General features: G+C 60.0%; 22 protein-coding genes and 1 tRNA gene. 9 read left to right on the top strand and 14 right to left on the bottom strand.

The window, feature by feature from the left end; genetic code table 11:
* Nucleotides 1-199: 199 nt before the first annotated feature.
* The 3 genes from arsC to ASTEX_RS05425 form a co-directional block, all read right to left on the bottom strand.
* On the bottom strand, nt 200-622 hold the full coding sequence (gene arsC, locus ASTEX_RS05435) for an arsenate reductase (glutaredoxin) (RefSeq protein ID WP_013478607.1): 423 nt from the start codon (nt 620-622) through the stop codon (nt 200-202).
* Between the two features lie 415 nt (nt 623-1037).
* Nucleotides 1038-1379: a ferredoxin FdxA gene (fdxA, locus tag ASTEX_RS05430; RefSeq protein WP_013478606.1), complete on the bottom strand. Its 342-nt coding sequence runs from the start codon at nt 1377-1379 to the stop codon at nt 1038-1040.
* A gap of 178 nt (nt 1380-1557) precedes the next feature.
* Nucleotides 1558-1839, bottom strand: coding sequence for an RNA-binding S4 domain-containing protein (locus tag ASTEX_RS05425; RefSeq protein ID WP_013478605.1), 282 nt, complete (start codon nt 1837-1839; stop codon nt 1558-1560).
* A 101-nt stretch (nt 1840-1940) separates the two neighbouring features.
* Between ASTEX_RS05425 and ASTEX_RS05420 the strand changes: the two genes are divergently transcribed.
* On the top strand, nt 1941-3017 hold the full coding sequence (locus ASTEX_RS05420; protein WP_013478604.1) for a calcium:cation antiporter: 1077 nt from the start codon (nt 1941-1943) through the stop codon (nt 3015-3017).
* On the opposite strand, the gene ASTEX_RS05415 is transcribed toward ASTEX_RS05420, so the two are convergent.
* Nucleotides 3018-5453 (bottom strand): helicase-related protein, encoded by a 2436-nt coding sequence (locus ASTEX_RS05415; RefSeq protein ID WP_013478603.1) that lies wholly within the window; start codon nt 5451-5453, stop codon nt 3018-3020.
* A gap of 324 nt (nt 5454-5777) precedes the next feature.
* Between ASTEX_RS05415 and ASTEX_RS05410 the strand changes: the two genes are divergently transcribed.
* The 3 genes from ASTEX_RS05410 (at nt 5778) to ASTEX_RS05400 (ending at nt 7873) form a co-directional block, all read left to right on the top strand.
* Nucleotides 5778-5854, top strand: a tRNA-Arg gene (locus tag ASTEX_RS05410).
* Between the two features lie 167 nt (nt 5855-6021).
* Nucleotides 6022-6714 (top strand): trimeric intracellular cation channel family protein, encoded by a 693-nt coding sequence (locus tag ASTEX_RS05405; RefSeq protein WP_013478602.1) that lies wholly within the window; start codon nt 6022-6024, stop codon nt 6712-6714.
* A gap of 649 nt (nt 6715-7363) precedes the next feature.
* Entirely contained in the window at nt 7364-7873 is a 510-nt protein-coding gene (locus ASTEX_RS05400) for a CarD family transcriptional regulator (protein ID WP_013478601.1), read from the top strand.
* A gap of 58 nt (nt 7874-7931) precedes the next feature.
* On the opposite strand, the gene ASTEX_RS05395 is transcribed toward ASTEX_RS05400, so the two are convergent.
* Entirely contained in the window at nt 7932-10025 is a 2094-nt protein-coding gene (locus ASTEX_RS05395) for a catalase (RefSeq protein ID WP_013478600.1), read from the bottom strand.
* 214 nt (nt 10026-10239) lie between these two features.
* On the opposite strand from ASTEX_RS05395, the gene rpmB reads away from it, so the two are divergent.
* The gene (gene rpmB, locus ASTEX_RS05390; protein WP_013478599.1) at nt 10240-10536 is read left to right on the top strand and encodes a 50S ribosomal protein L28; all 297 of its coding nucleotides are present in this window, start codon (nt 10240-10242) and stop codon (nt 10534-10536) included.
* Nucleotides 10537-11273: 737 nt separating this feature from the next.
* Here rpmB and ASTEX_RS05385 read toward each other — a convergent pair.
* The 6 genes from ASTEX_RS05385 to ASTEX_RS05360 form a co-directional block, all read right to left on the bottom strand.
* The gene (locus ASTEX_RS05385; RefSeq protein ID WP_013478597.1) at nt 11274-12251 is read right to left on the bottom strand and encodes a helix-turn-helix transcriptional regulator; all 978 of its coding nucleotides are present in this window, start codon (nt 12249-12251) and stop codon (nt 11274-11276) included.
* Entirely contained in the window at nt 12251-13198 is a 948-nt protein-coding gene (locus ASTEX_RS05380; RefSeq protein WP_013478596.1) for an esterase-like activity of phytase family protein, read from the bottom strand. The genes ASTEX_RS05385 and ASTEX_RS05380 overlap by 1 nt, the downstream gene beginning before the upstream one ends.
* A 43-nt stretch (nt 13199-13241) precedes the next feature.
* The gene (cobT, locus tag ASTEX_RS05375) at nt 13242-15107 is read right to left on the bottom strand and encodes a cobaltochelatase subunit CobT (RefSeq protein WP_013478595.1); all 1866 of its coding nucleotides are present in this window, start codon (nt 15105-15107) and stop codon (nt 13242-13244) included.
* A 133-nt stretch (nt 15108-15240) separates the two neighbouring features.
* Nucleotides 15241-16248 (bottom strand): cobaltochelatase subunit CobS, encoded by a 1008-nt coding sequence (gene cobS / locus ASTEX_RS05370; RefSeq protein ID WP_013478594.1) that lies wholly within the window; start codon nt 16246-16248, stop codon nt 15241-15243.
* Nucleotides 16249-16356: 108 nt separating this feature from the next.
* A complete protein-coding gene (locus tag ASTEX_RS05365) occupies nt 16357-16806 on the bottom strand; it encodes a GFA family protein (protein ID WP_013478593.1) in 450 nt (149 codons plus the stop codon).
* Nucleotides 16807-16964: 158 nt separating this feature from the next.
* Nucleotides 16965-17633 carry a J domain-containing protein gene (locus ASTEX_RS05360; protein WP_013478592.1) on the bottom strand — a complete coding sequence of 223 codons (669 nt, stop codon included), beginning with the start codon at nt 17631-17633 and terminating at the stop codon, nt 16965-16967.
* A gap of 87 nt (nt 17634-17720) precedes the next feature.
* Between ASTEX_RS05360 and ASTEX_RS05355 the strand changes: the two genes are divergently transcribed.
* On the top strand, nt 17721-17993 hold the full coding sequence (locus ASTEX_RS05355; protein ID WP_013478591.1) for a BolA family protein: 273 nt from the start codon (nt 17721-17723) through the stop codon (nt 17991-17993).
* Here ASTEX_RS05355 and ASTEX_RS05350 read toward each other — a convergent pair.
* The 3 genes from ASTEX_RS05350 to ASTEX_RS05340 form a co-directional block, all read right to left on the bottom strand.
* Complete coding sequence (locus tag ASTEX_RS05350; RefSeq protein WP_013478590.1) at nt 17990-18592, bottom strand: alpha/beta hydrolase; 603 nt, start codon at nt 18590-18592, stop codon at nt 17990-17992. The genes ASTEX_RS05355 and ASTEX_RS05350 overlap by 4 nt on opposite strands.
* A gap of 69 nt (nt 18593-18661) precedes the next feature.
* Nucleotides 18662-20884: a 3-hydroxyacyl-CoA dehydrogenase NAD-binding domain-containing protein gene (locus ASTEX_RS05345; protein ID WP_013478589.1), complete on the bottom strand. Its 2223-nt coding sequence runs from the start codon at nt 20882-20884 to the stop codon at nt 18662-18664.
* 23 nt (nt 20885-20907) lie between these two features.
* Nucleotides 20908-22113 carry an acetyl-CoA C-acetyltransferase gene (locus ASTEX_RS05340; RefSeq protein WP_085930462.1) on the bottom strand — a complete coding sequence of 402 codons (1206 nt, stop codon included), beginning with the start codon at nt 22111-22113 and terminating at the stop codon, nt 20908-20910.
* A 258-nt stretch (nt 22114-22371) separates the two neighbouring features.
* Between ASTEX_RS05340 and ASTEX_RS05335 the strand changes: the two genes are divergently transcribed.
* The 3 genes from ASTEX_RS05335 to ASTEX_RS05325 are packed head-to-tail and all read left to right on the top strand — an operon-like array spanning nt 22372 to nt 24839.
* Nucleotides 22372-23238, top strand: coding sequence for an SMP-30/gluconolactonase/LRE family protein (locus tag ASTEX_RS05335; protein ID WP_013478587.1), 867 nt, complete (start codon nt 22372-22374; stop codon nt 23236-23238).
* A 57-nt stretch (nt 23239-23295) separates the two neighbouring features.
* The gene (locus ASTEX_RS05330; RefSeq protein WP_013478586.1) at nt 23296-24204 is read left to right on the top strand and encodes a 2-dehydro-3-deoxygalactonokinase; all 909 of its coding nucleotides are present in this window, start codon (nt 23296-23298) and stop codon (nt 24202-24204) included.
* Nucleotides 24201-24839 (top strand): 2-dehydro-3-deoxy-6-phosphogalactonate aldolase, encoded by a 639-nt coding sequence (locus ASTEX_RS05325; RefSeq protein ID WP_013478585.1) that lies wholly within the window; start codon nt 24201-24203, stop codon nt 24837-24839. The genes ASTEX_RS05330 and ASTEX_RS05325 overlap by 4 nt, the downstream gene beginning before the upstream one ends.
* The last annotated feature ends 14 nt before the right edge of the window (nt 24840-24853 follow it).

Genomic DNA, 24853 nt, shown 5'->3' with positions numbered 1-24853 from the left:
GGCTGATGCACTACAACTAACCGCATTCGGGCAAAAATAAAGCAGAAAGGCGCAAATATGTTCGATACCGATTAGAGAGGATACAATTGTGTCCGCATTGCCACATTCCGGGTCGACACCCCCCCTACTGCGGGATTGCGTTATGCCTTCCTCGTAGCTCTTGACAGCAGAAACACGCGCTTCGTCAAGCGCGTGTACTCTACGCCATGCGATGCCCATTGGCGTCGATCACCAGCGCGCCATCTTCTTTGAAAAAAGGACCGGCTGGTCGATGTTCCAGCAGATCGAGCACGACCTCCGAGGGGCGGCAAAGCCGCGTACCCTTGGGCGTAACGACGAAGGGGCGGTTAACCAGTATGGGATGGGTCAGCATGGCCTCGATGAGGGCTTCATCGCTGACCCCGGGGTCCAGCAGGCCCAGTTCGGTGGCCGGCGACTTACTTTCGCGCAGGGCTTGACGCGGCGTCAGACCGGCCTCAGCAAACAGGGTCAGCAACTGTTCACGCTTCCAGCCCACACTGAGATAGGAGACGATTTGCGGCGAGTATCCCGCAGCTTCGATGACGGCGAGGACGTTGCGCGACGTGCCGCAGTCGGGATTGTGATATATGGTAACGGTCATAACGCCATCCTCTCCGGGGTGGTTTTGCTATCTGGGAAGATCTGAGGTGAGGACGACTTTAGCAACCATCTAAAAACGACAAAGACCATGGCTGCACCTGCGGTTTGAGCGGCGAGAAAACCGGGCACGGAGGCGAGTGCAAGGCCCGCGAAGCTATCGGTCAGCCTGCGCACCAAAGTCACGGCGGGGTCGGCAATTGCGGTTGAGCGTTTGAAGCGGTAGGCTGAGGTGATGTAAAGGCCATGGTTGCGGGGGTGAAGTCAGGTCTGAAGCGGAAGCAGCCGAGAATGGTCCTGATCAGCCCGAAGGTGGCTACTGCTTCGGGGAGGAGAAGGGCAGAACAGTCGCGCAGTCGGGGTAGACGGCGTTACTGGATCGGATACAAAAAAGAGCGCCGATGCGGCGCTCTCTAGCTTTATTTACCGTCGCCAGGCTTTTCGGAGAAGTATTTCTCAAATTTGCCGGTCTCTCGCTCGAAATCCTCGCGGTCAGCAGGCGGCGTGCCCTTAACCGAGATGTTCGGCCAGACGCGGGCGTACTTGGAGTTGACCTCCAGCCACTTGCCGTCCGGCTCATCCTCGGTATCCGGCTTGATGGCGTCCACGGGGCATTCCGGTTCACAGACGCCACAGTCGATGCACTCGTCCGGATTGATAACCAGGAAATTTTCACCCTCATAGAAGCAGTCCACCGGACAGACTTCAACGCAGTCCATAAACTTGCACTTAACGCAGGGATCGGTGACGATATAGGTCATGGAACTCAGGTGCCTTTGGTGGGGACAGGTGCCACAAAACAGGGTCTGTTAAAGTGTTTGGGGGTCATGACTTTTGCGACGCGCACTGTCAAGGCTTTAGCCGCACCCTAACCGCGATTTTTACTAAACCGCCCAAGGGCTTTGGCTTAAGCCTAAGCCATTAACCTGAGAGTGAAACCTATTCGCAGACAGTATAGAGGCCCTGCGCCTCGCTGGCAGGGCCTCGACGGTCACCTATGCTGAGCACTCGCACATCAATCAGCCGCGTCCCGATGGCGAACGTCAGCCGGTCGCCGATTCGCACGGCGTGGCCGGCCTTCTGGATGCGTGTGGTCTGACCAAAACGTACCTGCCGCAAAAGGCCGCTTTCGGCGAACTTTGCCGAAAGTGCGCGCGTCTTGAAAAAGCGGGCGCGCCACAGCCAGACATCAATGCGGCAGGTTTCAGAAGCGGATTCCATGTCGCACTCTAACCCTGAGATTGCAAAAAACATTGCATATTTTGCGCCGATGCCGCAGTTCAGCAATCGATTGTTTTACGCTCGACACTAGGGGATTCGTTTTGGCAGGCCTGTTCAAGTCAGAAGGTAATCTGCTGATCGCGCTGATCGTAGCGGCGTTTGCCATTCCTCTAGAACACAGCCTTGTCGGCTCCGGTCAGAGCGTGGCCCTGATCGCGTCTGTCGCCCTAATCGGGGTGATCATTCTGGTTTCGCTGCGCGTGGCGCACCACGCCGAGGTGCTGGCCGAAAAGGTCGGCGAACCCTATGGCACCATGATCCTTACCCTGTCGGCCGTCCTGGTTGAGGTGGTCATCCTCGCCATCATGCTGGGCCATTCGCACAATCCGACTCTAGCGCGCGACACCATCTATTCGGCAGTGATGCTCGACATCAACGGCATTATCGGCGTGGCAGCCATTCTGGGCGGCCTGAAACACGGTGAGCAGCCCTATAATGATGCGTCAGGCAAGACATATATAGTCATGATCATGACAGGTATGGGTGTCTCCATGCTGGTGCCAGAATTTATCCCGGTGGCGCACTGGAAGGCCTATTCGGTGTTTTCCATCGGCATCATGATTTTCCTATACGCCATGTTCCTCCGCCTTCAGACCACAAAGCACAGCTATTTCTTCAGCTATACCTATGCCGGGACAGGCGATGAACATTACATGCACGGTGGCAAGACGCCGTACTCGGCGGCCATCCTAGTCGCTGGCCTGGTGTTAATTGGCGTGCTGGCCGAGGTCATGTCGAAGACGCTAGGCATCGGCCTTGAGGGCACAGGCATTCCGCCGGTCTTTCCGGCGTTGGTGGTGGCGGCCATTTCGGCCAGTCCTGAAATCATGACAGCCCTGCGCGCCGCACTGGCAAACCGCATGCAGCCCGTGATCAATATCGCGCTGGGGGCCTCGCTGTCGACTGTCGTCCTAACCGTGCCCGTGATCGAGTTGATCTCGTTATTCAACGATCAGAAGATCCACATGGCCCTCACTCCGACCCAAAGCATCATGACGGCTCTGACGCTATTGGTTGCCGCGATCAATCTTAATGACGGTCAGACCAACGCCATCGAGGGCACCACGCACTTTGTGCTGTTCTGCGCCTTTATCATGCTGTCGTTCCTGGGGCTGTGATCAACCACCACGCAGTACCGCAAAAGGCGAATACGGATTGACGAAGGGAGCCTGTTCTTTGGCTCTTTTTGGGGTACCGGATTTGCTGCGCCAACCTTGATAGTCGGCGGCAGCGTCTCCTTCGCCGAAACGATGCGTCCATGCCTTGGCAAAGCCCAGCGCGGCCATTAGTTTATCATCGAGCCCATCAATGGCGGCGGGTTTGAGATAAATCACCCCCTTGTGCCATACGCCTTCGTTCAGGGCCTTATCCAAGGCATCCAGAGTCCTCAGCCGGACAGGTTTGTGCCCGTTGATGGCGACCAGACCCTTGAGGCTGAGGACACGCTGAGGATGGTCCTTCCCCCCGCCAAAGGCCTGCATCAACGATGGAGACAGCTTCGGCAAACGCCAGACGAAGCGATTGCCGTGAATACCCAGACCTTTCAGCAATTTGCGCTCATCTGCAGTTAGTTTGTCCTGGCCACGCAAAGTTACGCCGCCGTTTTCATATATCTGCCATGCCACGGCGCGCACCGCGGCGGGGGTCGACTCATCGTGGGCGGCCTCATAGACCCGGTGTAGGGGTTTCAGGTGGTGTAGGGCCTGCTGCCGCACGAAGTCGGTTAGCCGTTTGCGGGCCCGGTCTACAAGCGCCGCCTGATCGGATTGACACTCCAGACGGATGACCGGATTGAAGTAATCCGAGGGCGCAATGTGGCCGACTGTTTCGCCCTGCCATAGGACCTGCTTGCCTTTCAGGCGAAGGGTTTTGGATGGAGCCTGTGCCAGCGCTTGCAGCCGCTCGCGGATCAGGGGCGTCACAGCGCGGTGCGCCGCCTGTCGGATGGTCTTGTCCTCGATCAAGCTTTCACCGGCAGCTTGCACGAAGTTTAGCCCTCTAAGCTGCCCCACACGCTGGCCTTCGAGGAAGACGTCGCCGTTGCCCATAATCTCCGGCTTAGGTGTCTCAAAGGCATTGAGCGCCTTCAACAGCGCGCTGGTGCGCTGATCGACAAAGCGCTGCATCAGGGCTTCATGCAGGCGGTCAGATAGGCGTGCCTCTAAATCGTGCGTCGCATCGCGCCAGTGCTCTGCCGCCTTCAGCCAGCCGGTGCGATTGGAGATGTAGGACAGGGTCCGCACCCCCGATAACCGTCCCGACAGGGTGTCGATATCGCCGTCCATGCGGTCGAGGAGGGTCAGTTGCTCATCAAACCAGTCGTGCGGCACAAACCCGTCCGGGCGGTGGCGCGACCAGAAGAGGAAACCGACCGTCTTGAGGTGTTCGTCCAGCGACACCTTGCGAAAATCCGGAAGCTGGCACACCTCCCAAAGGATGCGCAGGCTGATCGGATTACGCACCTTCAACGCGATGTCCTCTTCGGCGCTCAGATGGCGCAGCACCTTCTCATCCAGCGCTTCACGAGCCAGTTGTAATGCCGGGGCGGTCGAAGGCCGCGTCAGACTGCGCAGCAGATTGTCGAGCGAGGAAAAATCCAGCTCGTGATTACGCCATTGCGCCGCCGTCAGGCTGAGGAAGCGGTGGTTCTCAATGGACGCTATCAGGTCATCGTCCATCTCATCGGCATCCCCCGTGACACCAAATGTCCCTTCCCTGCGGTTGCGCCCAGCGCGCCCGGCGATTTGTGCGGCCTCCTGTGCCGTAAGGGCTCGCGTGCGCCGGCCATCGAACTTCGAAAGGCTCGCAAAGGCCACATGATCGATATCCATGTTGAGCCCCATGCCGATGGCATCGGTGGCCACCAAAAAATCGACCTCACCCCGCTGGAAGAGATCGACTTGGGCATTGCGCGTCTTGGGGCTGAGTGAGCCCATCACCACAGCCGCCCCGCCGCGCTGACGCCTGATCAGTTCGGCGATGGCATAGACCTGCTCGGTGGAAAAGGCCACTATGGCGGTGCGTTTCGGCAGGCGGGTCAGCTTCTTCGACCCTGAATAGCTCAGTTGCGATAGACGCTCTCGGAACTGCACCTCGGCATGGGGAAACAGTGACCGGAACAGGGGCGCAAAGGTCGCCGCCCCCATGAACAGCGTCTCGTACCGCCCCCGCGCGCGCAAAAGCCGGTCTGTGAAGACGTGGCCGCGCTCGATATCGGCACACAGCTGGATTTCATCGACGGCCAGGAAATCCACGCGTCGCTCCAGCGGCATGGCCTCAACCGTGCAGATGAAATAGGAGGGCAGGCGCGGTATGATCTTCTCTTCGCCGGTTATCAGAGCGACGGCATTGACGCCCTTTTCTTTAACCACGCGGTCATAGACTTCACGCGCCAGAAGCCGCAGCGGCAGGCCGATCATGCCGGTTGCATGCGCCATCATCCGCTCCAGCGCATAATGGGTCTTGCCAGTATTGGTCGGCCCTAAAACAGCCACCAGCCGCGAGTCCGCGTTGGGGCCAGCGAATGTGTCAATGGGGGGAGAACGATCGGGCACGCACTCGTTTTAAACACTTAAAGCGGCCTTGGGAAGGCATAAGACGGTGTCAAAAGAGCGCGAATTCAGAAGTTAACAGCTTCAGTCAAAGGCAGTGAACGTCATGAAAACGAATCATGACCGAATCAGTGACATCACACGATGCTTGATTTGTTCTATACTAGATCTGGTAGCCCACTAGCGTATTAACCATAATCAATTTATCATTTGCGCTGAGTCGCACCTTGAGTCGAGTGGGTTACGTTCTCACACAGATTTTTAGGCTGGGCTGGGTTTGAAACGGCTTCTCAAACGCGCGAGCTGCGTGCTAAACCCGACGCGAGTGGCCCCTTAGCTCAGCCGGATAGAGCAAGGCTTTCCTAAAGCAGAGGTCGCAGGTTCGAGTCCTGCAGGGGTCACCAACGTTTCTGTGTCATGGTTTCGGCGGACGCCTCCCCCTGACACCGCGCGGGACGTCCTGAAAGCACTCTCGCCGTTCAACGATCCGATGACTGATCGCTTCGATACGGCAAAAAGGATCAACAACGCGTCCATCGCATCGTCGGGCAAAATAAAGTAAGCAAGGCTCATGACCGTCCCCGACCCTGCCGTTAGCGCCCTCAACACCGCCCTCTTCTGGCTGGACTACGCCGCCGTGGCCCTGTTTGGGGCCTCTGGCGCCATAGCCGCGGCGCGCGGGCGGCAGGACATCATCACCTTCACCTTTTTCGCCGCCATTACCGGCGTTGGTGGGGGGACGCTGCGTGACCTTCTGATCGGAGCACCAGTGTTTTGGGTACAGAGACCCGACTACATCCTAATTTGCGCGCTCGCCGGGTTGGCCGTGTGGATACTGGCTCCGCGCAATGCCTCACCGCGCCCGGATGGCAAGCCTGGAAAGCGGATGCTGGCCATGCTGTGGCTGGACGCCATTGGGCTGTCGGCCTATGCGGTGGTGGGGGCAGCCAAAGCACTGAACCTCGGCGTTGCGCCTGTGTCCGCCGGGGTTATGGGCGTGCTAACCGCAACCTTTGGCGGGATTATCCGCGATGTGCTGGCCGGAGAGCCCAACCTGTTGTTGCGCCGGGAAATCTATATCACCGCTGCACTCTTGGGGGCGTCGGTGTTTGTCACCCTGACCCTGTTTGGCTTGTCGTTTTGGCCGGCAGGCCTCAGCGGATTCGTCGCTGCCCTAGCGCTGCGCGGGGCGGCGATCCACTGGTCGCTGAGCCTGCCCGCCTTCGGCCCACGCGATCACGACAACCGTAACAAATCCTCATAATTGTTGCCCCCGCGAAGAGTAACCTCAGCCTTATCGACCCCGCCCCTATACTTTCATCCACAAGCTTTTTGAGTGCGCCCGCTCCCCGCGCGGAAATCTGCCATGTCTAAAATCCTGACGAACCAGGAAACCTCGTCATTTAAAATGAAACCCCGAACCGTTTTGATTGAAAATGATGCGCAAATTCGCCTTCTAAAGAAATGTACGTGCACATTACATTCGAATTTACTTTACTATTTACTTTGAAAAATGCATACACACTTGTGTCTATGACCTCAACTCCGCGCCACCCATCACTACGACGCTTTCCTGGCAGCCGGACTTTATTTTTATGTAATTTTATGATAGAGATGGTTGCATTGATGCAGAGGCGCGCGTCGCGTTCCACCGGCATCTCCCTATATTCACCTAAAATGCCGCCTGCGCTCTCCCGCACATCCGGCATCTTCGACAAAGGTCGGATGACAGGCTTGTCTTAGTCCATTCATACATAGCAGCGATGCCCTTAAGCCAATCAAGGGACGTCGTTGTTTTTTTGCGTCTGCGTCTTCCGGCCTCCTCCCTGATCGCCGGTCAGTCGTATGCGTCGTGTGAGCGGATTATATCAGCGCCTGCCCCTCGACCTCATTCAAACAGAAAGAGGACCGCAATGACGACTGTTGCAGCAGAACTCGAATTCAAGACGGGCGACAAAGTTGTGTATCCGGCGCATGGCGTCGGCACCGTGGCCGCCGTTGAGAGCCAGGAAGTGGCCGGCTATCAGCTCGAAGTCTATGTCGTCACCTTCGACCACGAGAAGATGACCCTGCGCGTCCCGACCAAGAAGGCCAAGACGGCCGGCCTGCGCCACCTCGCCCCGGCCGCTGTCATGTCGCAAGCGCTGGTGACTCTGAAAGGCCGTGCCCGCGTGAAGCGCACCATGTGGTCGCGTCGCGCGCAGGAGTACGAAGCCAAGATCAATTCAGGCGACCTCGTCTCAATCGCCGAAGTGGTCCGCGACCTGCACCGCGCCGAAAATCAACCGGAGCAGTCCTATTCCGAGCGTCAGCTTTACGAATCGGCTCTCGACCGCATGGCCCGCGAAGTCGCCGCGATCGAAAAGATCGACCGCGATGCTGCCGTGGCCCTGCTCAACAAGTCGTTAATCAAGGCAGCCTGATTTTTGGCAGATAACCCAATGAAACCCCCGGAGAACGATCTCCGGGGTTTTCTTTCGTTTAAGCCAGAGTCCGCAGACTCGGCTCGCGGTCGAAAAAGCGCTGAGCCGCCGCGGCGATAAAGCCGTCGACCCCCACTACGCCCGCATCCCGCACCACGCCCGCCTTGTCGAGCAGGGGCTGAGCTTCCGGCATGTGGCCGATGGCCTTCAGGTGACCAAAGGCATTCATAACCCATTCGATGGAGGCCGCTTCTTTGAGGTGTCGCCCCGTCCCCGCCTCCGACAGCAGGACAAACACCGCATCGAATAGTTGCGACGGCGCGCCAAGCAATTGCGCGTCGGCATCGGCCAGACTGCCATCCGATAGCGGTATGCCATGGATTTGGCCGCCAACCACGAAGGGCGTAGCACCCGCCGCCGTGATATCAGCCTTAAGCTGGCTAAAGACCGTTGCGTCGCTATCTTTGCAGATCAGGATACCGATCTTGCGCCCTTGCAGGGTCGGCTTCAGATTCTTCTGGATCGACAGGGCATCGGACGGGGCCAGGTCGATGGGCTCGCGCGCCACCTGACTTGCGGCGGGCAGGTCGATCCCCAGCCCATCCGCCACGCGCGTCGCCAGTTCGTCATCGACATTGCGCAGATTGGCCACCATGCGCGGCGCGACTCCCTGCAGAGTGACCTTCGACAGTTCAAACACGAAGGCCGAGGCGATGTGCGCGCGCTCGGAGTCCGTCTGCGATTTCCAGAATAAGCGCGCCTGTGAATAGTGATCGGCAAACATCTCCGGCCGCACGCGCAGCTTGCCGCCCTGCTCGTCCGCACCGTCTCGAGCAGAAACCGTAGTGAACCCGGTCACCGGACATTCGCGCGGCCCGCCGTCTTCGCCATGCGCTCCCAGACTGTTGGGCTCATAGTTGGCGCGCCCCCTGGGCACCTGCATCTGCATTTGGCCATCGCGCTGGAAGTTCTGGAAGGGACACTTCGGCGCGTTGATCGGCAACTGATGGAAGTTCGTGCTGCCTAGCCGTTTGAGCTGCGTGTCGAGATAGGAAAATAGCCGCCCCTGCAACAGCGGGTCATTGCTGAAGTCGATGCCGGGGATGATGTTGGCTGGACAATAGGCCACCTGCTCCACCTCGGCAAAGAAGTTGTCCGGGTTGCGGTCAAGCACCATCCGCCCGACAATGGTCACCGGCACCACCTCTTCTGGGATGATCTTGGTGGCGTCCAGCACATCATAGGGCAGGCTGTCGGCGAGCGCCTGATCGAACAGTTGCACACCCAGTTCCCATTCGGGGAAGGCCCCGCGGTCGATGGCCTCAAACACGTCGCGGCGGTGGAAGTCGTTATCGGCGGCCTGAATTTTGAGCGATTCGTCCCACACTAGCGATTGCAGCCCTAACTTCGGCTTCCAGTGAAACTTGACAAAGGTGGACTTCCCCTCGGCGTTGACGAAGCGGAAGGTGTGGATGCCGAACCCCTCCATGGTGCGAAAGGCGCGCGGAAGGGTGCGGTCGGACATGGCCCACATCAGCATGTGGGTCGATTCCGGCATCAGCGACACGAAGTCCCAGAAGGTGTCATGCGCCGAGGCTGCCTGCGGGTAGCCCCGGTCGGCCTCCATCTTCACAGCGTGCACGAGGTCAGGAAACTTTATGGCGTCCTGAATGAAGAAGACCGGGATATTGTTGCCCACAAGGTCCCAGTTGCCTTCCTGCGTGTAGAACTTCACCGCAAAACCGCGCACATCGCGCGGCGTATCGACGCTGCCCGCACCGCCGGCGACGGTCGAAAAGCGCACAAAGACCGGCACACGCTCGCCCACCCGCTGGAACAAATCGGCTGTGGTGATGTCGGACAGGGACCGCGTCAGTTCGAAATAGCCATGCGCCGCCGAACCGCGAGCATGGACGATGCGCTCAGGAATGCGCTCATGGTCGAAGTGAAAGATTTTTTCGCGCAGAACAAAGTCCTCAAGCAGGGTTGGGCCACGCACCCCGGACTTAAGGCTGTTCTGGTTGTCGGAGACGCGAATCCCCTGATTGGTCGTCAGATGACCTTCCGGTGTGTGCGGACCGGAATGACGGACATGCTGATGGGTTTCGCCACCCTGACCGGCGATGGTATCGAACTTCGCGGTGTCGTCCATTTTATCCTCGTGATAGGTATGACCCGCCGCCACGAGGACATTTCGGCCTGATGCCATAAAGAGTCACTGCGGATCGTCGCAAGCACACAGGAAACCCTCCCGGCACGGGGTTTTTCCGCTTGACGCTGTGGCTGGCTTTGCCTATAGAACGCGCCTCTTGCGCTGCCGTTGAAAGGCCGCGCCCTGTCTATTGTTTCTAACGAAGGTGGATATCATGTCGCGTCGTTGCGAACTCACCGGTGTCGGCCCGATGGTCGGCCACTCCGTGAGCCACTCAAACATCAAGACGAAGCGTCGCTTCCTGCCCTCGCTTCGTGAAACCGCGCTTCAATCCGAAGCTCTGGGTCAATCCTTCCGTCTCAAGATCTCCAACGCCGCTCTGCGCACGCTGGACTTCAAGGGCGGTCTGGACGCCTTCCTCGTCAAGGCTGACGACACCGAATTGTCTCTGCGCGCTCGTCGCCTGAAGAAGCAGATCAAGGCGAAGCTGGCTGAGAAGGCCGCTGCCTAAGCTTTTCGGTTCCAACCGAACACACGAAAAACCCCGAAGCTCCGGCATCGGGGTTTTTTGTTGCCCGAAATCACGCCGCATAGGGATACCAACGGCCGTTTCAATGACCTTTGGTATGACTGATTTCTGAAATCGCGCAGTCGAAGCGACATATGCCCGGCACAAAGGCCCTCACACAAGGAGCCCTTTATGCCTGATCTGCACAGTCTCAACATCTTTACCCACGTCCTGAGCGCCAGCGCCGCGCTGCTGACCGGACTATTCATTCTGGGCCGCCGCAAGGGTAATCGCCTGCATCGACTCAACGGCCGCCTGATGCTGGGGCTGACGGGCCTGTCGGTTGCCGCCGCCCTGATCGGGGCGTTCCTGTTTCGCGGCAAACTGGACCTGATGGGCGTGAGTGTGCTGGTCGCCTATCAGCTATGGAGCGGGCCACGCGCCCTGCGCTTGCGGGACAGGGGCCGTAAATGGCCGGACATGATTCCTGCGCTCTCCCTACTAGGCGGAGGTATTGGCCTGTTGTGGTTCATTCGTCACGGTGGGGCTGTGCAATGGTCCCCCGCCCTCGTCAACGGGGCGATGGGAGGCATGATCTTTTATGGCGGTTGGGATGTCGGACGCACCCTCCTGCCCCAGAACTGGCGTCGTTGGCTAAACCCCGCGGAGCACGCTTTCAAAATGACGGGGCTAACCGGTGCGCTGCTGTCGGTTGCAGCAGGGACGCTGCTGGGCAATGCCTACTGGCCGCTCATCGTGTCGGGTGTCTTCGGACTGGCGTCGCTGGTCTTCGCTTTCAGAGCCGCACGAAAGGCACTGGGTGTTATCCCTTCCGCGGCCTTGAACGCGCGATTGAAGGCCGACAGCGAATTGTAACCCACGCTCAGCGCCAGTTCGAGAATCGTACCCTCCTCCTTGGCCCGCGCCTTGAACGATTCGATGCGCCAGCGGTTGAGGTATCGGCTGAAGTGCTCCTCCCCTTCGCCGGCGTGAATAACCCGGCGAAGACGGTGTTCGGCGACGCCGAGCCGCTGCGCCAGCCGCGACAAGCTGAGCCTGGGGTCGCCATAGCTGTTGGCCATTTCAGCGCGCACCCGTTGCAGCAGACGCGTTTCGGCGGCATCCAGCCCTTTGGGCTCCGGTGACAAGGTTCGCTTAAGCTCTCCGCCAAAAGCGACCGTAGACAAACACAGCAGGAGCGTCAGAAGGGCCCCGACGGTGGCCGCCGGAGTGGCTCCGCCCAGAACCGAGACTATGGCAACGCCAGCCCCCAGCAAAGCCCCGACGGCCAGCAGGGCATAACTGACGCGGCGGCGCGCGTTAAGCAGATCACCAGGCAAGCGCCGCCACAGGCGCACAGGCAATTCAAAAAAGAGATAGAGACTGAGCGCGTCCCAGAGGATTTGCGCCGGTGAGACAATAAATCCGAGGCCAGCTAATCCCACCAGCAACAACAGAAGCGCCGCATCGACTTTCAGCGGGCGCGGCGTGAGCCCCAGACCCAGACCGAGCGCACGGTTGAACGCCAGCGGTCCGGCGGCGATGATCGGCACCAAGGGCTTGAGCACTTCCGGAAAAGCAGCGTGCAGGAAATAGAGCGCCCCCAGACACAGGGCGGCGGCCATCTCACGGCGTCCGGGCACGGCGGATTGCCGCCAGACCAGAACAGCCAGCATAATCTGTGCCGAGGCGGTTGCCGGGGCGATCAGCGTAAGCATCAGGGCCGGTAATCGAACATCAGCAGGTGGGTCGGGTCATCGTCCCCGATCGGATCACTGATCAGATAGAGCCGATAACCGTCATGCGTTTTGACCGCCGACACGCCCTCATAATTGTCGATAGGCAGGGGCGGCTCGATTCGCAGGATCTCATCGATCACCTTAAGGCGATTTCCTTCAAGCCGCAAAACACGCAGGACATTACGCGCTCCTACCACGGGCAGATAGAAGCGGTAGAGAGCTAGCATCTCATCGGGTCTGGCGGGATCGAGCGGGGCCAAAGACACCAGCTTGTAAGTAAACCCCGGCGTGGTCGGCCCGGTGAGCGTCTCGCATCTGTAGGAATCGAGTGCGCACCTCCAGAAGCCGCCAACCTCGGCCCCCAGAATCAGCGATGCCACTCCCTTTGTAGAAAGGTGCAACGTAAGCGCCTCAAGCCCTTCATTCGACGGAAGGGCGGGCAGGCCAGTCAGCGGCAGGCGCTCACCCGGCCCGCCCAGATCGGGGCCATAGCGCATTACGCGCGCATCGCCTTCAAACGAGACATAGACCGAGCCATCGCGCGGATCGACGGACATGTCTTCGGCATCAGACAGCGACTTGTTGCCAAAGGGCTTGCCGTCGGCCGCGCGCAACATCTCTACGCTCAGCGGGCCTTCTGTGCCGCGTACCGGCAGGGTGAAGCGCGCACGGCTGCCGTAATCGCCGATGGCGTCGATCATCACCCCGTCCTTACCCGGTTTGACGACCAAATCGGACAGGCCGGTCAGCCAGGACGTGCCCTCTCCTTTGACCTCATAGCCGCCAACATAGCGGGCCTTTTGCGCCGGTGCACCGCTGACCGCCGGCAAGGGAGTGAAGCTGACCCGCGTGCCGCCCTGATAAGGCACGGGACCGGCCAAAGCCGCGGTGGTCAGCAGGGCAGAGAACAACAAGACCAATCGCATGAGAACTCCGTTTGGCCACCCTCTCCATAAGGCAGCGGTGGTCTTATCGCCGCCGTGCGGCGGCCTTTTCATCGAACAGTTCAGCCAGCTTCTCGATCAGCGCCCCGCCCAGTTGCTCGACATCAATCAGCGTCATGGCCCGGCGGTAATAGCGCGTCACGTCGTGGCCAATACCTATGGCCGCCAGTTCCACGCGCCCGGCCCCTTCGATGTCGGTGATGACCTTGCGCAGGTGGTTTTCGAGATAGTGGCCCGAATTGACGCTGAGGGTCGAATCATCGACCGGCGCGCCGTCGGATATGACCATCAGAATGCGGCGCGACTCCGGCCGCCCCAAGAGGCGCGTATAGGCCCATTGCAGGGCCTCGCCGTCGATATTCTCTTTCAACAGGCCTTCGCGCATCATCAGGCCGAGGTTTTTGTTGGCCCGACGCCACGGATTATCCGCGGCCTTATAGATGATGTGTCTGAGGTCATTAAGGCGTCCCGGCGCCGCCGGCTTACCTTCGCGCACCCACTGTTCGCGCGATTGCCCGCCTTTCCACGCCTTAGTGGTAAAGCCTAGAATCTCGACCTTCACGCCACAGCGTTCCAGCGTTCGCGCCAACACGTCGGCGCAGATGGCCGCGACCATGATCGGCCGCCCGCGCATCGAGCCTGAATTGTCGAGCAGAAGCGTGACGACTGTGTCGCGGAACTCGGTGTCCTTTTCCTGCTTGAACGACAAGGGCGCACTGGGGTCGATGATCACCCGCGTCAGGCGCGAGGCATCCAGCACGCCCTCTTCGAGGTCGAAATTCCAGGACCGGCTCTGCTGGGCCATCAGGCGGCGTTGCAGCCGATTGGCTAGGCGGGCGACGACATTCGACAGATTGGCCAGTTGCTGATTGAGGAAGCCGCGAAGCCGCTCCAATTCTTCGGGATCGCACAGGTCTTCGGCGTTGATGACCTCATCATAGGCCTTGGTGAAAACGTCATAGTCCTTGCGCTCACCGCCCGCATTGGGGGTCTGCATCTGGCTGGCCTCGGCGGCCTCGCCATCGACGACCTCATCGGCGGAGCCTTCGGCCAGAGACTGCGGATCGCCCGACATCTGGGTGAAGTCCTCGTCGCCGGTCTGGGACTGATCGTCGCCACCAGTGGGTTCTTCTTCCTGTTGCGGCTGCGAATCGTCCTGATCCTCAGCATCCTCTTCGGCCTCAGCCGACGGGTCATTGCCTTCGGACGGCTCGTCCTCGCCCTCGTCGTTCGTTTCTTCTTCTTTGGCGTCTTGCGAATCGTCGGTGAGGTCCAGCGCCCGCAACACCTCGCGCGCCTTTTGCGTAAAGGCCTTCTGATCAGCGATCAGCTCCGCCAGTTCGTTCAGACCCTGCCCTGTCTTGTGCTCGATCTCGTCGCGCAGAAGATTGACTACCCGCTGCGCCTCGTTCGGCACAGGATCACCGGTAAGTATTTCACGCGCAATCAGACCCAGAATGTCGGCCAGATTGAGTTCGGACTTTTCTTCCTTGCGCCCCAAACCGCTTCGGTCGAGATCAGACTGAAGCGCCGCGCGCAGATTTTTGCGCACCCCGCCCATGGCATTGGCCCCGATGGCCTCAAGCCGCGCTTCTTCCAGCACGTCAAAGGCTTCGGCGCCCGCCGTATCGACAGGCCGGGCACGGACGTGGATGGCGGCGTCGTGATGCGCCACCTTTAGCGCCAGCCGGTCTGCCTGCCCGCGCACGGTGGCAGAAAGACGGGCGTTTAGGTCGCGCGGCGGATTGGGCAGGACCAGCTTGCGGCCATCCAGACGCGGTCCGTCCGGTCCGAAGACGACTTCGAGGTCTGGGTCTTCCGCCAGGGCGCGCGTCGAATGGATCAGCGCCTTGCGAAACGGATCGGACAGAACGGTAACGGGCTTGGCCATTGGTTTCCTCTTATCCTCCCCTGTGAAACGGGGGAGGTGGCGAGCTTGTCTCGCCGGAGGGGGCAGTCTTTGCGTGGCTTGCCCCACCCACCACTTCGTGGACCTCCCTCCCCGCAGTCAGGAAGGGATGCACCTAGATCACCTTCACCTTGAGGGCGCTTTCCTTCACATCCGCGCCAAAGCTGCGCTGATAGAATTCCGCCAGAGTCGGACGCTCCAGCTCATCGCACTTGTTGAGGAAGGTCAGGCGGAAGGCCACCTCCGGGTCATTGCCAAAGATCAGCGTATTTTGCGCCCAGGTGATGACGGTACGCGGCGACATCACCGTGGAAATATCGCCATTTGCAAACGCCGAACGCGTCAGGTCGGCGACGCGCACCATGGCGTCGATCAGGCTCTTGCGCTCCGGCGTGTCGAACTCCGGCAGCTTGGCCAGAACGATCTCCACCTCGGCCTCGTGGCTGAGATAGTTGAGCGTGGTAACGATCGACCAGCGGTCCATCTGACCCTGATTGATCTGCTGCGTGCCGTGATAAAGCCCGGTGGTGTCGCCCAGACCGATGGTGTTGGTGGTGGCAAACAGACGGAAGAAGCTGTTGGGGCGGATAACCTTGTTCTGATCCAGCAGCGTCAGGCGGCCCTGCGCCTCAAGCACACGCTGAATCACGAACATCACGTCCGGACGCCCGGCATCGTATTCGTCGAACACCAGCGCCACAGGCCGTTGCAGCGACCACGGCAGGATGCCTTCCTTGAACTCGGTGACCTGCTGACCGTCTTTGAGCACGATGGCATCCTTGCCGATCAGGTCTATACGCGACACATGGCTGTCGAGATTGACGCGCACCAGCGGCCAGTTCAGCCGCGCGGCGATCTGCTCGATATGGGTGGACTTACCCGTGCCGTGAAAACCCTGCACCATAACGCGGCGGTCATAGGCAAAGCCGGCGCAGATGGCGATGGTCGTCTGCGGATCAAAGCGGTAGGACGGGTCGATTTCCGGCACATGCTCATCGCGGGTCGAAAAGGCCGGGACCAGCATATCAGAATCGACGCCGAACACCTCGCGCAGGGATACCTTTTTGTCCGGCACAAGGCCCAGAAGCGGATCGGTAAGGGTATCGGAGGTGAGGACGGGCATGGCAAAATACGCTTTCGGACGGACAAACGGATGCGTTTTTCAGCTAAGACCTATGTCCTCAAGACTCAACCCTAAAACACGCCGGAGACGGATTTTTTTGACGCCGGTTCAGTCATGGTCCGGGTGCTGATGGCTGATCAGCTTATCAAGAAACGGCGCGGCCTCGACGTCTTCAAGGGTAGTGCGCTCCGGCAGGTTGTGCAGGCCATTGACCCACGGCAGGCGGCCTTCGGTCCCGAACTGGATGACCGGAGCGATGTCAGTGGGATCATCAAAGGCAGCGATAGACAGCGCCACGCCGTCCGGCGCTTCGTAGGTCAGGGGCGTCCCGCAGTCAGGGCAGAAACCACGCTGAACGAGGTTTGAGCTTTGGAAGCGTTTGGGTTCGGCCTTGGTCCAGAGGAGCATCGCCTCACGCACGCTGACCAGCGGAGCAAAGACATTGCCATAGGCCTTTTGGCACATGCGGCAATGGCAAATGGAGCCGTGGCCCAGTTCACCCTCGACACGGAAGCGCACAGCCCCGCACTGACATCCACCGGTTCTGACCTCGGCCATAGTCCCCTACCTAACCCTCTTGCCGTAGGTGCGAAGTTTTTAACCCTGGCTCGCCTCAAAAGCCTTCAATTTGGATGAGATGGCAGGAGGCTAACGCAGCCCGTAATATGAATACGGCCAAGTGACGCCAACGTACCAGATCGCCAAATTCAAGGCATTTAAGCAAGGCCCATTTTTTTGAGAACTTTGTAGGCCTTGATCACGCGTTGGAGCTTGTCCTCCGCGGAACGGTCGCCGCCATTATTGTCCGGGTGGCAGCGCTTCAGCAGTTCGGTATAGGCGGCGCGCACCTTTTCCGGCTCGGCCCCGACCTCAAGATCAAGATCGGCATACGCCCCGCGCTCGATCTTGCCGAACTGACGCTGGATCGGCGCGTCTTCACCCGGCTTGCGCGGCGCGGCTCCGGCCCCGAACACTGAGTGCGGATCGTACATGCCCGCCCCCTTGGTGCGTCCGGCGCTAAAGGCCGCCGCTTCGCGCGACGCGGCCGAGGCGCGGAAGGCCCAGGTAGGGCGGCCACCGGTCATCGTCGCTTCGCGGTGCGCCTTGGCCTCGCCTTCGGACATTCCGGCAAAGAAGTTCCAGTTCTTGTTGTACTCGCCCGCGTGCGCCTGACAGAAGTTATAGTATTCGTTCATCATTTCACGCGACTTCGGGGCCTTGGCCGTGGCCGCGCGATGGCATTCCGGCCATTCGCAACGCACCTGACCCGGCTTCAGCGACAGCACATCGTCTTCGGGACGCTTGCCATTCACCTCGCCCTCCTTGGGCGGGCGAATACGCATGTCCAGACCAAACTTCGGCTTGTACTTGTACCCTTCGCTCATGATTTCGAACGCGACCCTTTGAACTTTACGCAAACCGACCATATAGGTCGGAGTCGGGCCTCTATAAAGCCCTTATGAGGTTAAATTATGGGTAAAACACGCGAGAACATCGAGACCAAACTGACGGCGGCCTTCGCCCCGCTTCGTCTGGAAGTCACTGACGATAGCGACAAGCATAAAGGGCATTCGGGCGCGCGTGAAGGGGGCGAAAGTCACTTTTCCGTCTTGATTGTCTCGGAGGCGTTTCGCGGTCAGACGCGCGTTGCCCGTCAACGCGCCGTCAATGCGGCCCTGCGTGAAGAACTGAGCGGCCCGGTCCACGCCTTATCGATGCAGACCCTGACGCCGGAAGAGGCCTAACTCAGAGCCCCCACTAGAAAATCGCGCCCTAAACGCGAGCCGGGGGCATTGATACTGTGGCCCAACCCCTTGAGAATATGGGCGTCGGCGCTGAAGCCCGCTGCGAGAAGACGCTCTGCCGCCTCGAGGGTTTCGGCAAAGGGGATCACCTCGTCCTGATCGCCGTGCACCAGCCGGATAGGTGTGGCCGCGAGCGTCCACGGTAACGGCGAAGACAGGCGGCCGGAAAAGGCGACCACCGCCGCCATAGGCCAGCGTCCACTGACCGCGGCGTCGAGCGCCATGATCGACCCTTGCGAAAACCCAACCAACGCCACCCGCGCTGGATCGTCTATCCCGCGTTCGGCCATGACGGCGCGCAAGGTCTTATCAAAGGCCTCACGCGCCTCGACAATCCGTTGCGCTCTGTTGTCCGCCGTCACACCCTTGAGCGAAAACCACTGCCGACCACTGGCTTGCGCATAGATATCAAACGGATCGGGTCCGTCAGGCGCGGCAAATATCGTGTCCGGCAAGGCCTCGGCCCAGTGCCGCCCCAGACCGATCATGTCCGCACCGCACGATCCCACCCCGTGCAAAAAGATTACCAGATGTTTCAACGCACCTCTCCCAACACAAAAGAGGGAGCCTAATTGGCTCCCTCTTTCAACAGCCCCTTTTGAGACGGGTTACGCTGCCTTGGCTGAATCGGTCTTTCCGAACCGTCCGTAGAAGGTTTCGCCCTTCGCCGCCATATCACGCAACAATTGCGGCGGGTTAAAGCGGTCACCGTATTTGACCGTCAGTTCGTCCAGTTCCTCGACAAACTTCGCCGTACCGATGGCGTCGATCAGCGAGACGATCCCGCCCGACCACGGCGCAAAGCCCCAGCCGAGGATCGAGCCGACATCGGCTTCGCGTGGGTCGCTGATGACACCCTCCTCGAAGCAGCGCGCCGCCGTCACCGCCTGAATATAAAGCAGGCGCTTGCGGATATCTTCGGCCAGCTCCGGCGTCGAATCGGTGATGGTGGGCGTGAACTTGTCCGATAGACCCGGCCACAGGCTCTTATTACCCCCCGCTTCCGGATAGTCGTAGAAGCCCTTGCCGTTCTTGCGGCCCAGACGCCCGTCGGCGACCATCTGCGCCACCTCCTTTTCGCCGGGGATGGGCACATAGGCGTCGCCCATCGCCTTGGCGGTTTCAGAGGTGATCTTGACCAAAAGGTCGAGCGCCACATCGTCCATCATCTCCAGCGGCCCGCGTGGCATACCCGTGGCCCGACCGACATTGTCGATGAGCGCCGGGGCATAGCCTTCGGCCCACAGGTGCAGGCCTTCGGCGGTGAACGGGATGAAGCAGCGGTTGGCGTAGAAGAAGCGCGCATCATTGACGACGATCGGCGTCTTACGGATCTTGAGCACGTAGTCGATAGCCTTAGCCAGAGTCTCGTCCGACGTCTCCTTGCCGCGGATGATTTCGACCAGCATCATCTTGTCCACCGGCGAGAAGAAGTGGATGCCGATGAATTTCGAGGCATCGACCGAAGCCTTGGCAAGCAGCGAGATGGGGATGGTCGAGGTATTGGTGCCAAAGATCGCCGTCTCGGCCTTATCGCCCGTATAGAGCTTGGCCTCGGCGTCCTTGGTGACCTTTTCCTTCAGTTCGGTGTTTTCGAACACCGCTTCGACCACCAGATCGGAACCGGCAATCTGCGTGTAGTCCGGTGTCGCCACGATCAGGTCGAGGAGGGCCTGCGCCCTTTCCTGGGTCATCTTGCCGCGCGATACGGCTTTTTTGACCAGACCTTCGCAGTGCGCCTTGCCCTTGTCGGCAGCGGCCTGATCGCGGTCGATCAGGATGACGCGGATACCGGCCTGCGCCGAGACATAGGCAATCCCCGCCCCCATCATGCCAGCGCCCAGAACCGCCACCTGCTTCGGGTCGGTCTTTTCCACGCCTGCCGGACGGCCGGAGCCCTTGCCCAGTTGCTGCATGGAGAAGAAGAAGGTGCGGATCATCGCCTTGGCCTGCGGGGTTTGCAGGGTGTTGACGAAGTAGCGGCTTTCGACCTTTATGGCGCTGTCGAAAGGCAGTTGCAGGCCTTCATAGACGGCGCGCATCAGGTTCACCACGGCGGGATAGTTGCCATAGGACTGCTTACGTAGCAGGGCATTTGCCATAATGAAGATTTGCGCGCCCGCCGGATGGTAGGGTCCGCCACCGGGAAGCTTGTAGTCCTTCTTATCCCACAGGGCGACGGGGTCTCCCTTGGTCTTGATCCAGTTCTTGGCCGCCTCGATCTCCTGACCGACCGGCACCACCTCATGCACAATACCGGCGGACAGGGCGTCCTTCGGCTTGAAGCTCTTGCCTTCTGACATGGCCATAAGCGCGGCCTGCGCCCCGATCAGGCGCGTCAGTCGTTGCGAACCACCACCGCCGGGGAAGAGGCCGATCTTGATTTCCGGCAGGCCCACTTGCGTCTTTGGACCGTCGTTCAGCACGCGGTAGTGACAGGCGAGCGCCAGTTCCAGACCGCCACCCAGCGCCAGGCCGTTGAGCGCTACGGCCACCGGCTTGCCGCAGGTTTCCAGTTGACGATAGACGCGGTTCATCTCAAAGGCGGCGGCAAAACCCGCCTTCAACGCGCCCTCGGGATCGTTCGGGTCTGACTTGGCTTCCCACGCCCCGCCCAGCATTTCTTCAAGGTCGGCCCCGGCGCAGAAGCCGGTCGTCTTGCCCGACGTGATCACCACGCCCTTGACCTCAGCGTCGGTTTTGGCGCGTTCGGCAATGGCCTGCAGGTCGGCCAAGGCCTGTTTGGTAAAGGTGTTCATGGTCTTGCCCGGCACATCGAAGGTGCAGAGCAGGATGCCATCGGCGTCGAGTTCGGTTTTGAAGCATTCCATTGTGTTTTCTCCCTCGACTGTTCTTAAATCCGCTCGATCACCGTGGCAGTGGCCATGCCACCGCCGACGCATAGTGTAACAAGTGCTGTGCCCTTACCGGTGCGCTCTAGCTCATCAAGCACGGTGCCTAAGATCATGGCACCCGTGGCCCCCAGCGGGTGGCCCATGGCGATAGCCCCGCCACAGACGTTGATCTTGTCATGCGGGATATCGAGCGCCTGCATGTAGCGCAGCACAACCGAGGCGAAGGCTTCGTTCAGTTCGTAAAGGTCGATGTCCGACACGCTCATGCCGAGCTTTTTCAGCACCTTTTCCGTGGCAAAGGACGGCCCGGTCAGCATGATGGACGGCTCGGAGCCGATGGAGGCCATGCCCTTGATGCGGGCGCGCGGCTTGAGCCCTGACAGGGCGGCCGCTTCGGCCGAACCGATGAGCACGGCGGCCGCGCCGTCCACAATTGCCGACGAATTGCCCGGAGTGTGGACGTGGTTGACGCGCTCAATTTCGGGATAGCGCTGATTGATCACCGCGTCGAAGGCCATTTCGCCCATCATGGCGAAGGACGGGTTGAGGCCGCCCAGCGTCTGCATGTCCGTATTGGGGCGGATGGTCTCGTCGTAATCGAGACGGGTGACGCCCATCTGATCCTTCACCGGAAGGATCGACTTTTTGAAGCGCCCTTCGGCCCAGGATTGCGCCGAACGCTTATGCGATTCGACCGCATAGGCATCGACATCGGCGCGCGAAAAGCCCCACTTGGTGGCGATCATGTCGGCGGAAACACCCTGCGGCACAAAATAGGTCGGGAAGGCCGCATTGACGTCGATGGCCCACGCCCCGCCGTCTGAGCCCATGGGCACGCGGCTCATAGCTTCAACCCCGCCGCCGATGGCCATGGTGGCTTCGCCGGAAATGACCTTACCAGCCGCAATATTGATCGCCTCAAGGCCCGACGCACAGAAACGGTTGACCTGAATGCCGCCGGTCGTTTCCGCATAGCCAGCCGCCAGCACCGCCGCGCGGGCGATATCGCCGCCCTGCTCGCCCACTGGGGTGACGCAGCCAAAGGCCACATCATCCACCAGCGCCGTGTCGAGGCCGTTGCGGTCCTTCAGACCTTTCAGCACCTGCCGCGACAGGTCCAGCGCCGTGATTTCGTGCAGGCTGCCGTCCTTCTTGCCTTTGCCGCGCGGCGTGCGCACTGCATCGTAGATATAGGCGCCTGGGATTAAGCTGGCCATTGCCATCCTCCTGAGATTATTGGTTGGTGCTTAATTGCGCCCGCTTTACGCGAACGTCAAGATAGACGTAAGGTAACATTCGCGGCACTTTTTCTCAGGTCACTGATTTGAAACGGTATTATTCCAAATCGGACCAATTGTGCGCCCCTTTGGCGCCGAGCGCTTATTTGTCATACAAACTTGACGCCTTGCGGAACTTTCTATAGTCCGACAAAAGAAAGGCCTGATAAAAACCGGAGGATGCCCATGACCGAAACAATTATCCGCCGCTCAAAGCCGGGGGCCGCTCTGGGCGAAGGCCTGTTGTGGTCGCAGCGTGACGGGTGCATCTATTGGGTGGATATTCTGGGCAATCGCCTGCACGCCTTCTATCTGGCCGACGGGTCGGAAAAGACCTGGTACTTTCCGGATCACATCGGCTGGGTGATTGAGCGCGAAAAGGGCGGGTTTATCGCCGGCCTAATGAGCGGTTTCTACGAGTTATCCCTTGAGCCCTTTATCCTAAAGCACATCGCCAACCCCTTCCCGCACGAGCCGGGCAATCGCCTGAACGACGCGAAGGCCGACGATCAGGGCCGCATTTGGGCCGGGTCGATGCATAAGCCGCAGAACAAGAAATCCGGCGCACTTTACAGGCTCAATACCGACCTCAGCCACATTGAGGTCGATGGGCCTTATCAGGTCGCCAATGGCCCGACCTTCTCACCCGATCACGCCAAAATCTATCACACCGACTCAGGCGAAAACGACGTCTTCGTCTTCGACATTGTTAAGGGTGAAGCGGTCAACAAGCGCCTGTTTGTGCACTTCCCTGACGACTGGGGCTCGCCCGACGGCATGACGACCGACGCACAGGGCGGCATTTGGATCGCACACTGGGGTGGTAGCAAGGTCAGCCGCTTCACGCCAGACGGCGCGCTTGATTTTTCCATCGCCCTGCCTGCCAAACAGATCACAAATGTCTGCTTCGCAGGTGCGGCGCTGGATCGCGTCTTCGTCACCTCCGCTGCCATCGATCAGCCCGATGATCGTGAAGCCGGGACTTTGTTTGAAATCCCAAGTGAACTGTTGCGGGGGCATACCGGCCTTGAACCACAAAAGTTCAGGGGGTAGGAACACCCAGCCGCTACCTCCCCTTGCCACGCCGGGGAGGAGATTTCAGGAAAAGCCATGACCACACCTTCGCTGATCGCCGCCGACTGGGGCACCACCAATTTCCGCCTGTTCCTTTATGATGAGGCTGGTCAGGTCATTGCCCGCCACGCCGCCAATATCGGGCTAAAAAACCTTGGCGTCCTAAGCTTTGAACAGGCGCTCCTCAGCGTGCTGAAAGGCGATTTTGCTGGTCATGAGCACTTACCCTTCCTGCTGTCCGGCATGGTGGGTTCACGTCAGGGCTGGGTCGAAGCCCCCTACGCCACCTGCCCGGCTAGCCTGCAAACCCTCGCCGACGGCCTCGTCAAGGCCCCGTCAGAACTGGACGTAGCCATCGTCCCCGGCCTGTTCGCCGAAAGCCCCGGCACGGGCCTGCTGAACGTTATGCGGGGAGAAGAAACCCAGATTTTTGGCATCCTTCAGTCCGATCCGTCTGACGGCTTCTTCGTCCTGCCCGGCACCCACTCCAAGTGGGCGCTGGTGCGCGGCGGCAAGGTCGAGTCCTTCTCGACCCACATGACCGGTGAAATGTTCCAGGTGCTTAAGGCCCATTCGATCCTTGGCCTTTTGATGGAAAACAGCACCGACAATGAAGAGGTGTTCCTGAAAGGCGTTGAGCGCGGCATGTATAACCGCGCCTTCTTGTCGGTCATCTTCTCTGTGCGCACCGAAGCTCTGTTTAACCACATCGCGCCGGAGCACCTGGCGACCTATCTTTCGGGCATACTGATCGGCGCGGAAATCGTCGCGGAGCTGGAGCGCCACGGCAAGAGCCCGGTACGTCTGGTCGGCGACGGCGCGCTGGTCGATCTTTATGAAAAAGCGCTGGCCTTCGCCGGCTTTACCCATGTGACCCGCTTCGACGGTAATGCCGCCTCTGAATCAGGCCTTTGGGCAATTCACAAGCTCCGGAGTTCCAAATGACCCTTACCAAACGCTGGCAGGAGACGCTGGCAACCCTGCCGCTTGTCGCCATTCTCCGCGGCCTCGGCCCCGATGAAGCGCTGGACGTCGGCGACGCCCTGATCAGCGCAGGTTTCAAGGTTGTCGAGGTGCCCCTCAACTCGCCGCAGCCGTTCGTCTCCATTGAAAAGCTAGCAACGCATCTGGGCGAAAAGGCCATCGTCGGCGCGGGCACGGTGCTCAAGCTCGACGATGTGCAAAAGCTATACGATGTTGGTGGGCAGATTTGCATTTCGCCGAACACCAACCCGGAAGTCATCCGCTTTGCCAAGGCGCTGGGCCTGATCTCCTTCCCGGCCTTCTTCACCCCGACCGAAGCCTTTGCAGCAATCGACGCCGGGGCCGACGCGCTCAAGCTGTTTCCCGCTGAACTGGCCGGCTCCAAGGGCCTTAAGGCCGTCAAAGCCGTCCTGCCGCGCACCTTACCCGTTTTCCCAGTCGGTGGTGTTGAGCCCGGCAATATGAAGGAATTCGTGGCCGCCGGTGCCGCCGGCTTTGGCATCGGCTCCAGCGTCTATAAGCCTGGCGACACGCCGGAAATCGTCCACGCCAAGGCCACCGCCTTTGTAGACGCCTGGAACGCCTTAAAGGCGTAACCCTTTCAACCCTC

This window comes from Asticcacaulis excentricus CB 48 (assembly GCF_000175215.2).
Classification (GTDB): domain Bacteria; phylum Pseudomonadota; class Alphaproteobacteria; order Caulobacterales; family Caulobacteraceae; genus Asticcacaulis; species Asticcacaulis excentricus.
Note: the sequence above shows the minus strand (reverse complement) of the source record. Positions and strands in the feature narration are given on the sequence as shown.

What these genes read in the sequence shown, in the direction of transcription:
- arsC (WP_013478607.1), bottom strand. Translation starts at nt 622, where the DNA reads ATGACCGTTACCATATATCACAATCCCGACTGCGGCACGTCGCGCAAC.
- fdxA (WP_013478606.1), bottom strand. Translation starts at nt 1,379, where the DNA reads ATGACCTATATCGTCACCGATCCCTGCGTTAAGTGCAAGTTTATGGAC.
- ASTEX_RS05425 (WP_013478605.1), bottom strand. Translation starts at nt 1,839, where the DNA reads ATGGAATCCGCTTCTGAAACCTGCCGCATTGATGTCTGGCTGTGGCGC.
- ASTEX_RS05405 (WP_013478602.1), top strand. Translation starts at nt 6,022, where the DNA reads ATGACCGTCCCCGACCCTGCCGTTAGCGCCCTCAACACCGCCCTCTTC.
- ASTEX_RS05400 (WP_013478601.1), top strand. Translation starts at nt 7,364, where the DNA reads ATGACGACTGTTGCAGCAGAACTCGAATTCAAGACGGGCGACAAAGTT.
- ASTEX_RS05395 (WP_013478600.1), bottom strand. Translation starts at nt 10,025, where the DNA reads ATGGACGACACCGCGAAGTTCGATACCATCGCCGGTCAGGGTGGCGAA.
- rpmB (WP_013478599.1), top strand. Translation starts at nt 10,240, where the DNA reads ATGTCGCGTCGTTGCGAACTCACCGGTGTCGGCCCGATGGTCGGCCAC.
- ASTEX_RS05385 (WP_013478597.1), bottom strand. Translation starts at nt 12,251, where the DNA reads ATGCTTACGCTGATCGCCCCGGCAACCGCCTCGGCACAGATTATGCTG.
- ASTEX_RS05380 (WP_013478596.1), bottom strand. Translation starts at nt 13,198, where the DNA reads ATGCGATTGGTCTTGTTGTTCTCTGCCCTGCTGACCACCGCGGCTTTG.
- cobT (WP_013478595.1), bottom strand. Translation starts at nt 15,107, where the DNA reads ATGGCCAAGCCCGTTACCGTTCTGTCCGATCCGTTTCGCAAGGCGCTG.
- cobS (WP_013478594.1), bottom strand. Translation starts at nt 16,248, where the DNA reads ATGCCCGTCCTCACCTCCGATACCCTTACCGATCCGCTTCTGGGCCTT.
- ASTEX_RS05365 (WP_013478593.1), bottom strand. Translation starts at nt 16,806, where the DNA reads ATGGCCGAGGTCAGAACCGGTGGATGTCAGTGCGGGGCTGTGCGCTTC.
- ASTEX_RS05360 (WP_013478592.1), bottom strand. Translation starts at nt 17,633, where the DNA reads ATGAGCGAAGGGTACAAGTACAAGCCGAAGTTTGGTCTGGACATGCGT.
- ASTEX_RS05355 (WP_013478591.1), top strand. Translation starts at nt 17,721, where the DNA reads ATGGGTAAAACACGCGAGAACATCGAGACCAAACTGACGGCGGCCTTC.
- ASTEX_RS05345 (WP_013478589.1), bottom strand. Translation starts at nt 20,884, where the DNA reads ATGGAATGCTTCAAAACCGAACTCGACGCCGATGGCATCCTGCTCTGC.
- ASTEX_RS05335 (WP_013478587.1), top strand. Translation starts at nt 22,372, where the DNA reads ATGACCGAAACAATTATCCGCCGCTCAAAGCCGGGGGCCGCTCTGGGC.
- ASTEX_RS05330 (WP_013478586.1), top strand. Translation starts at nt 23,296, where the DNA reads ATGACCACACCTTCGCTGATCGCCGCCGACTGGGGCACCACCAATTTC.
- ASTEX_RS05325 (WP_013478585.1), top strand. Translation starts at nt 24,201, where the DNA reads ATGACCCTTACCAAACGCTGGCAGGAGACGCTGGCAACCCTGCCGCTT.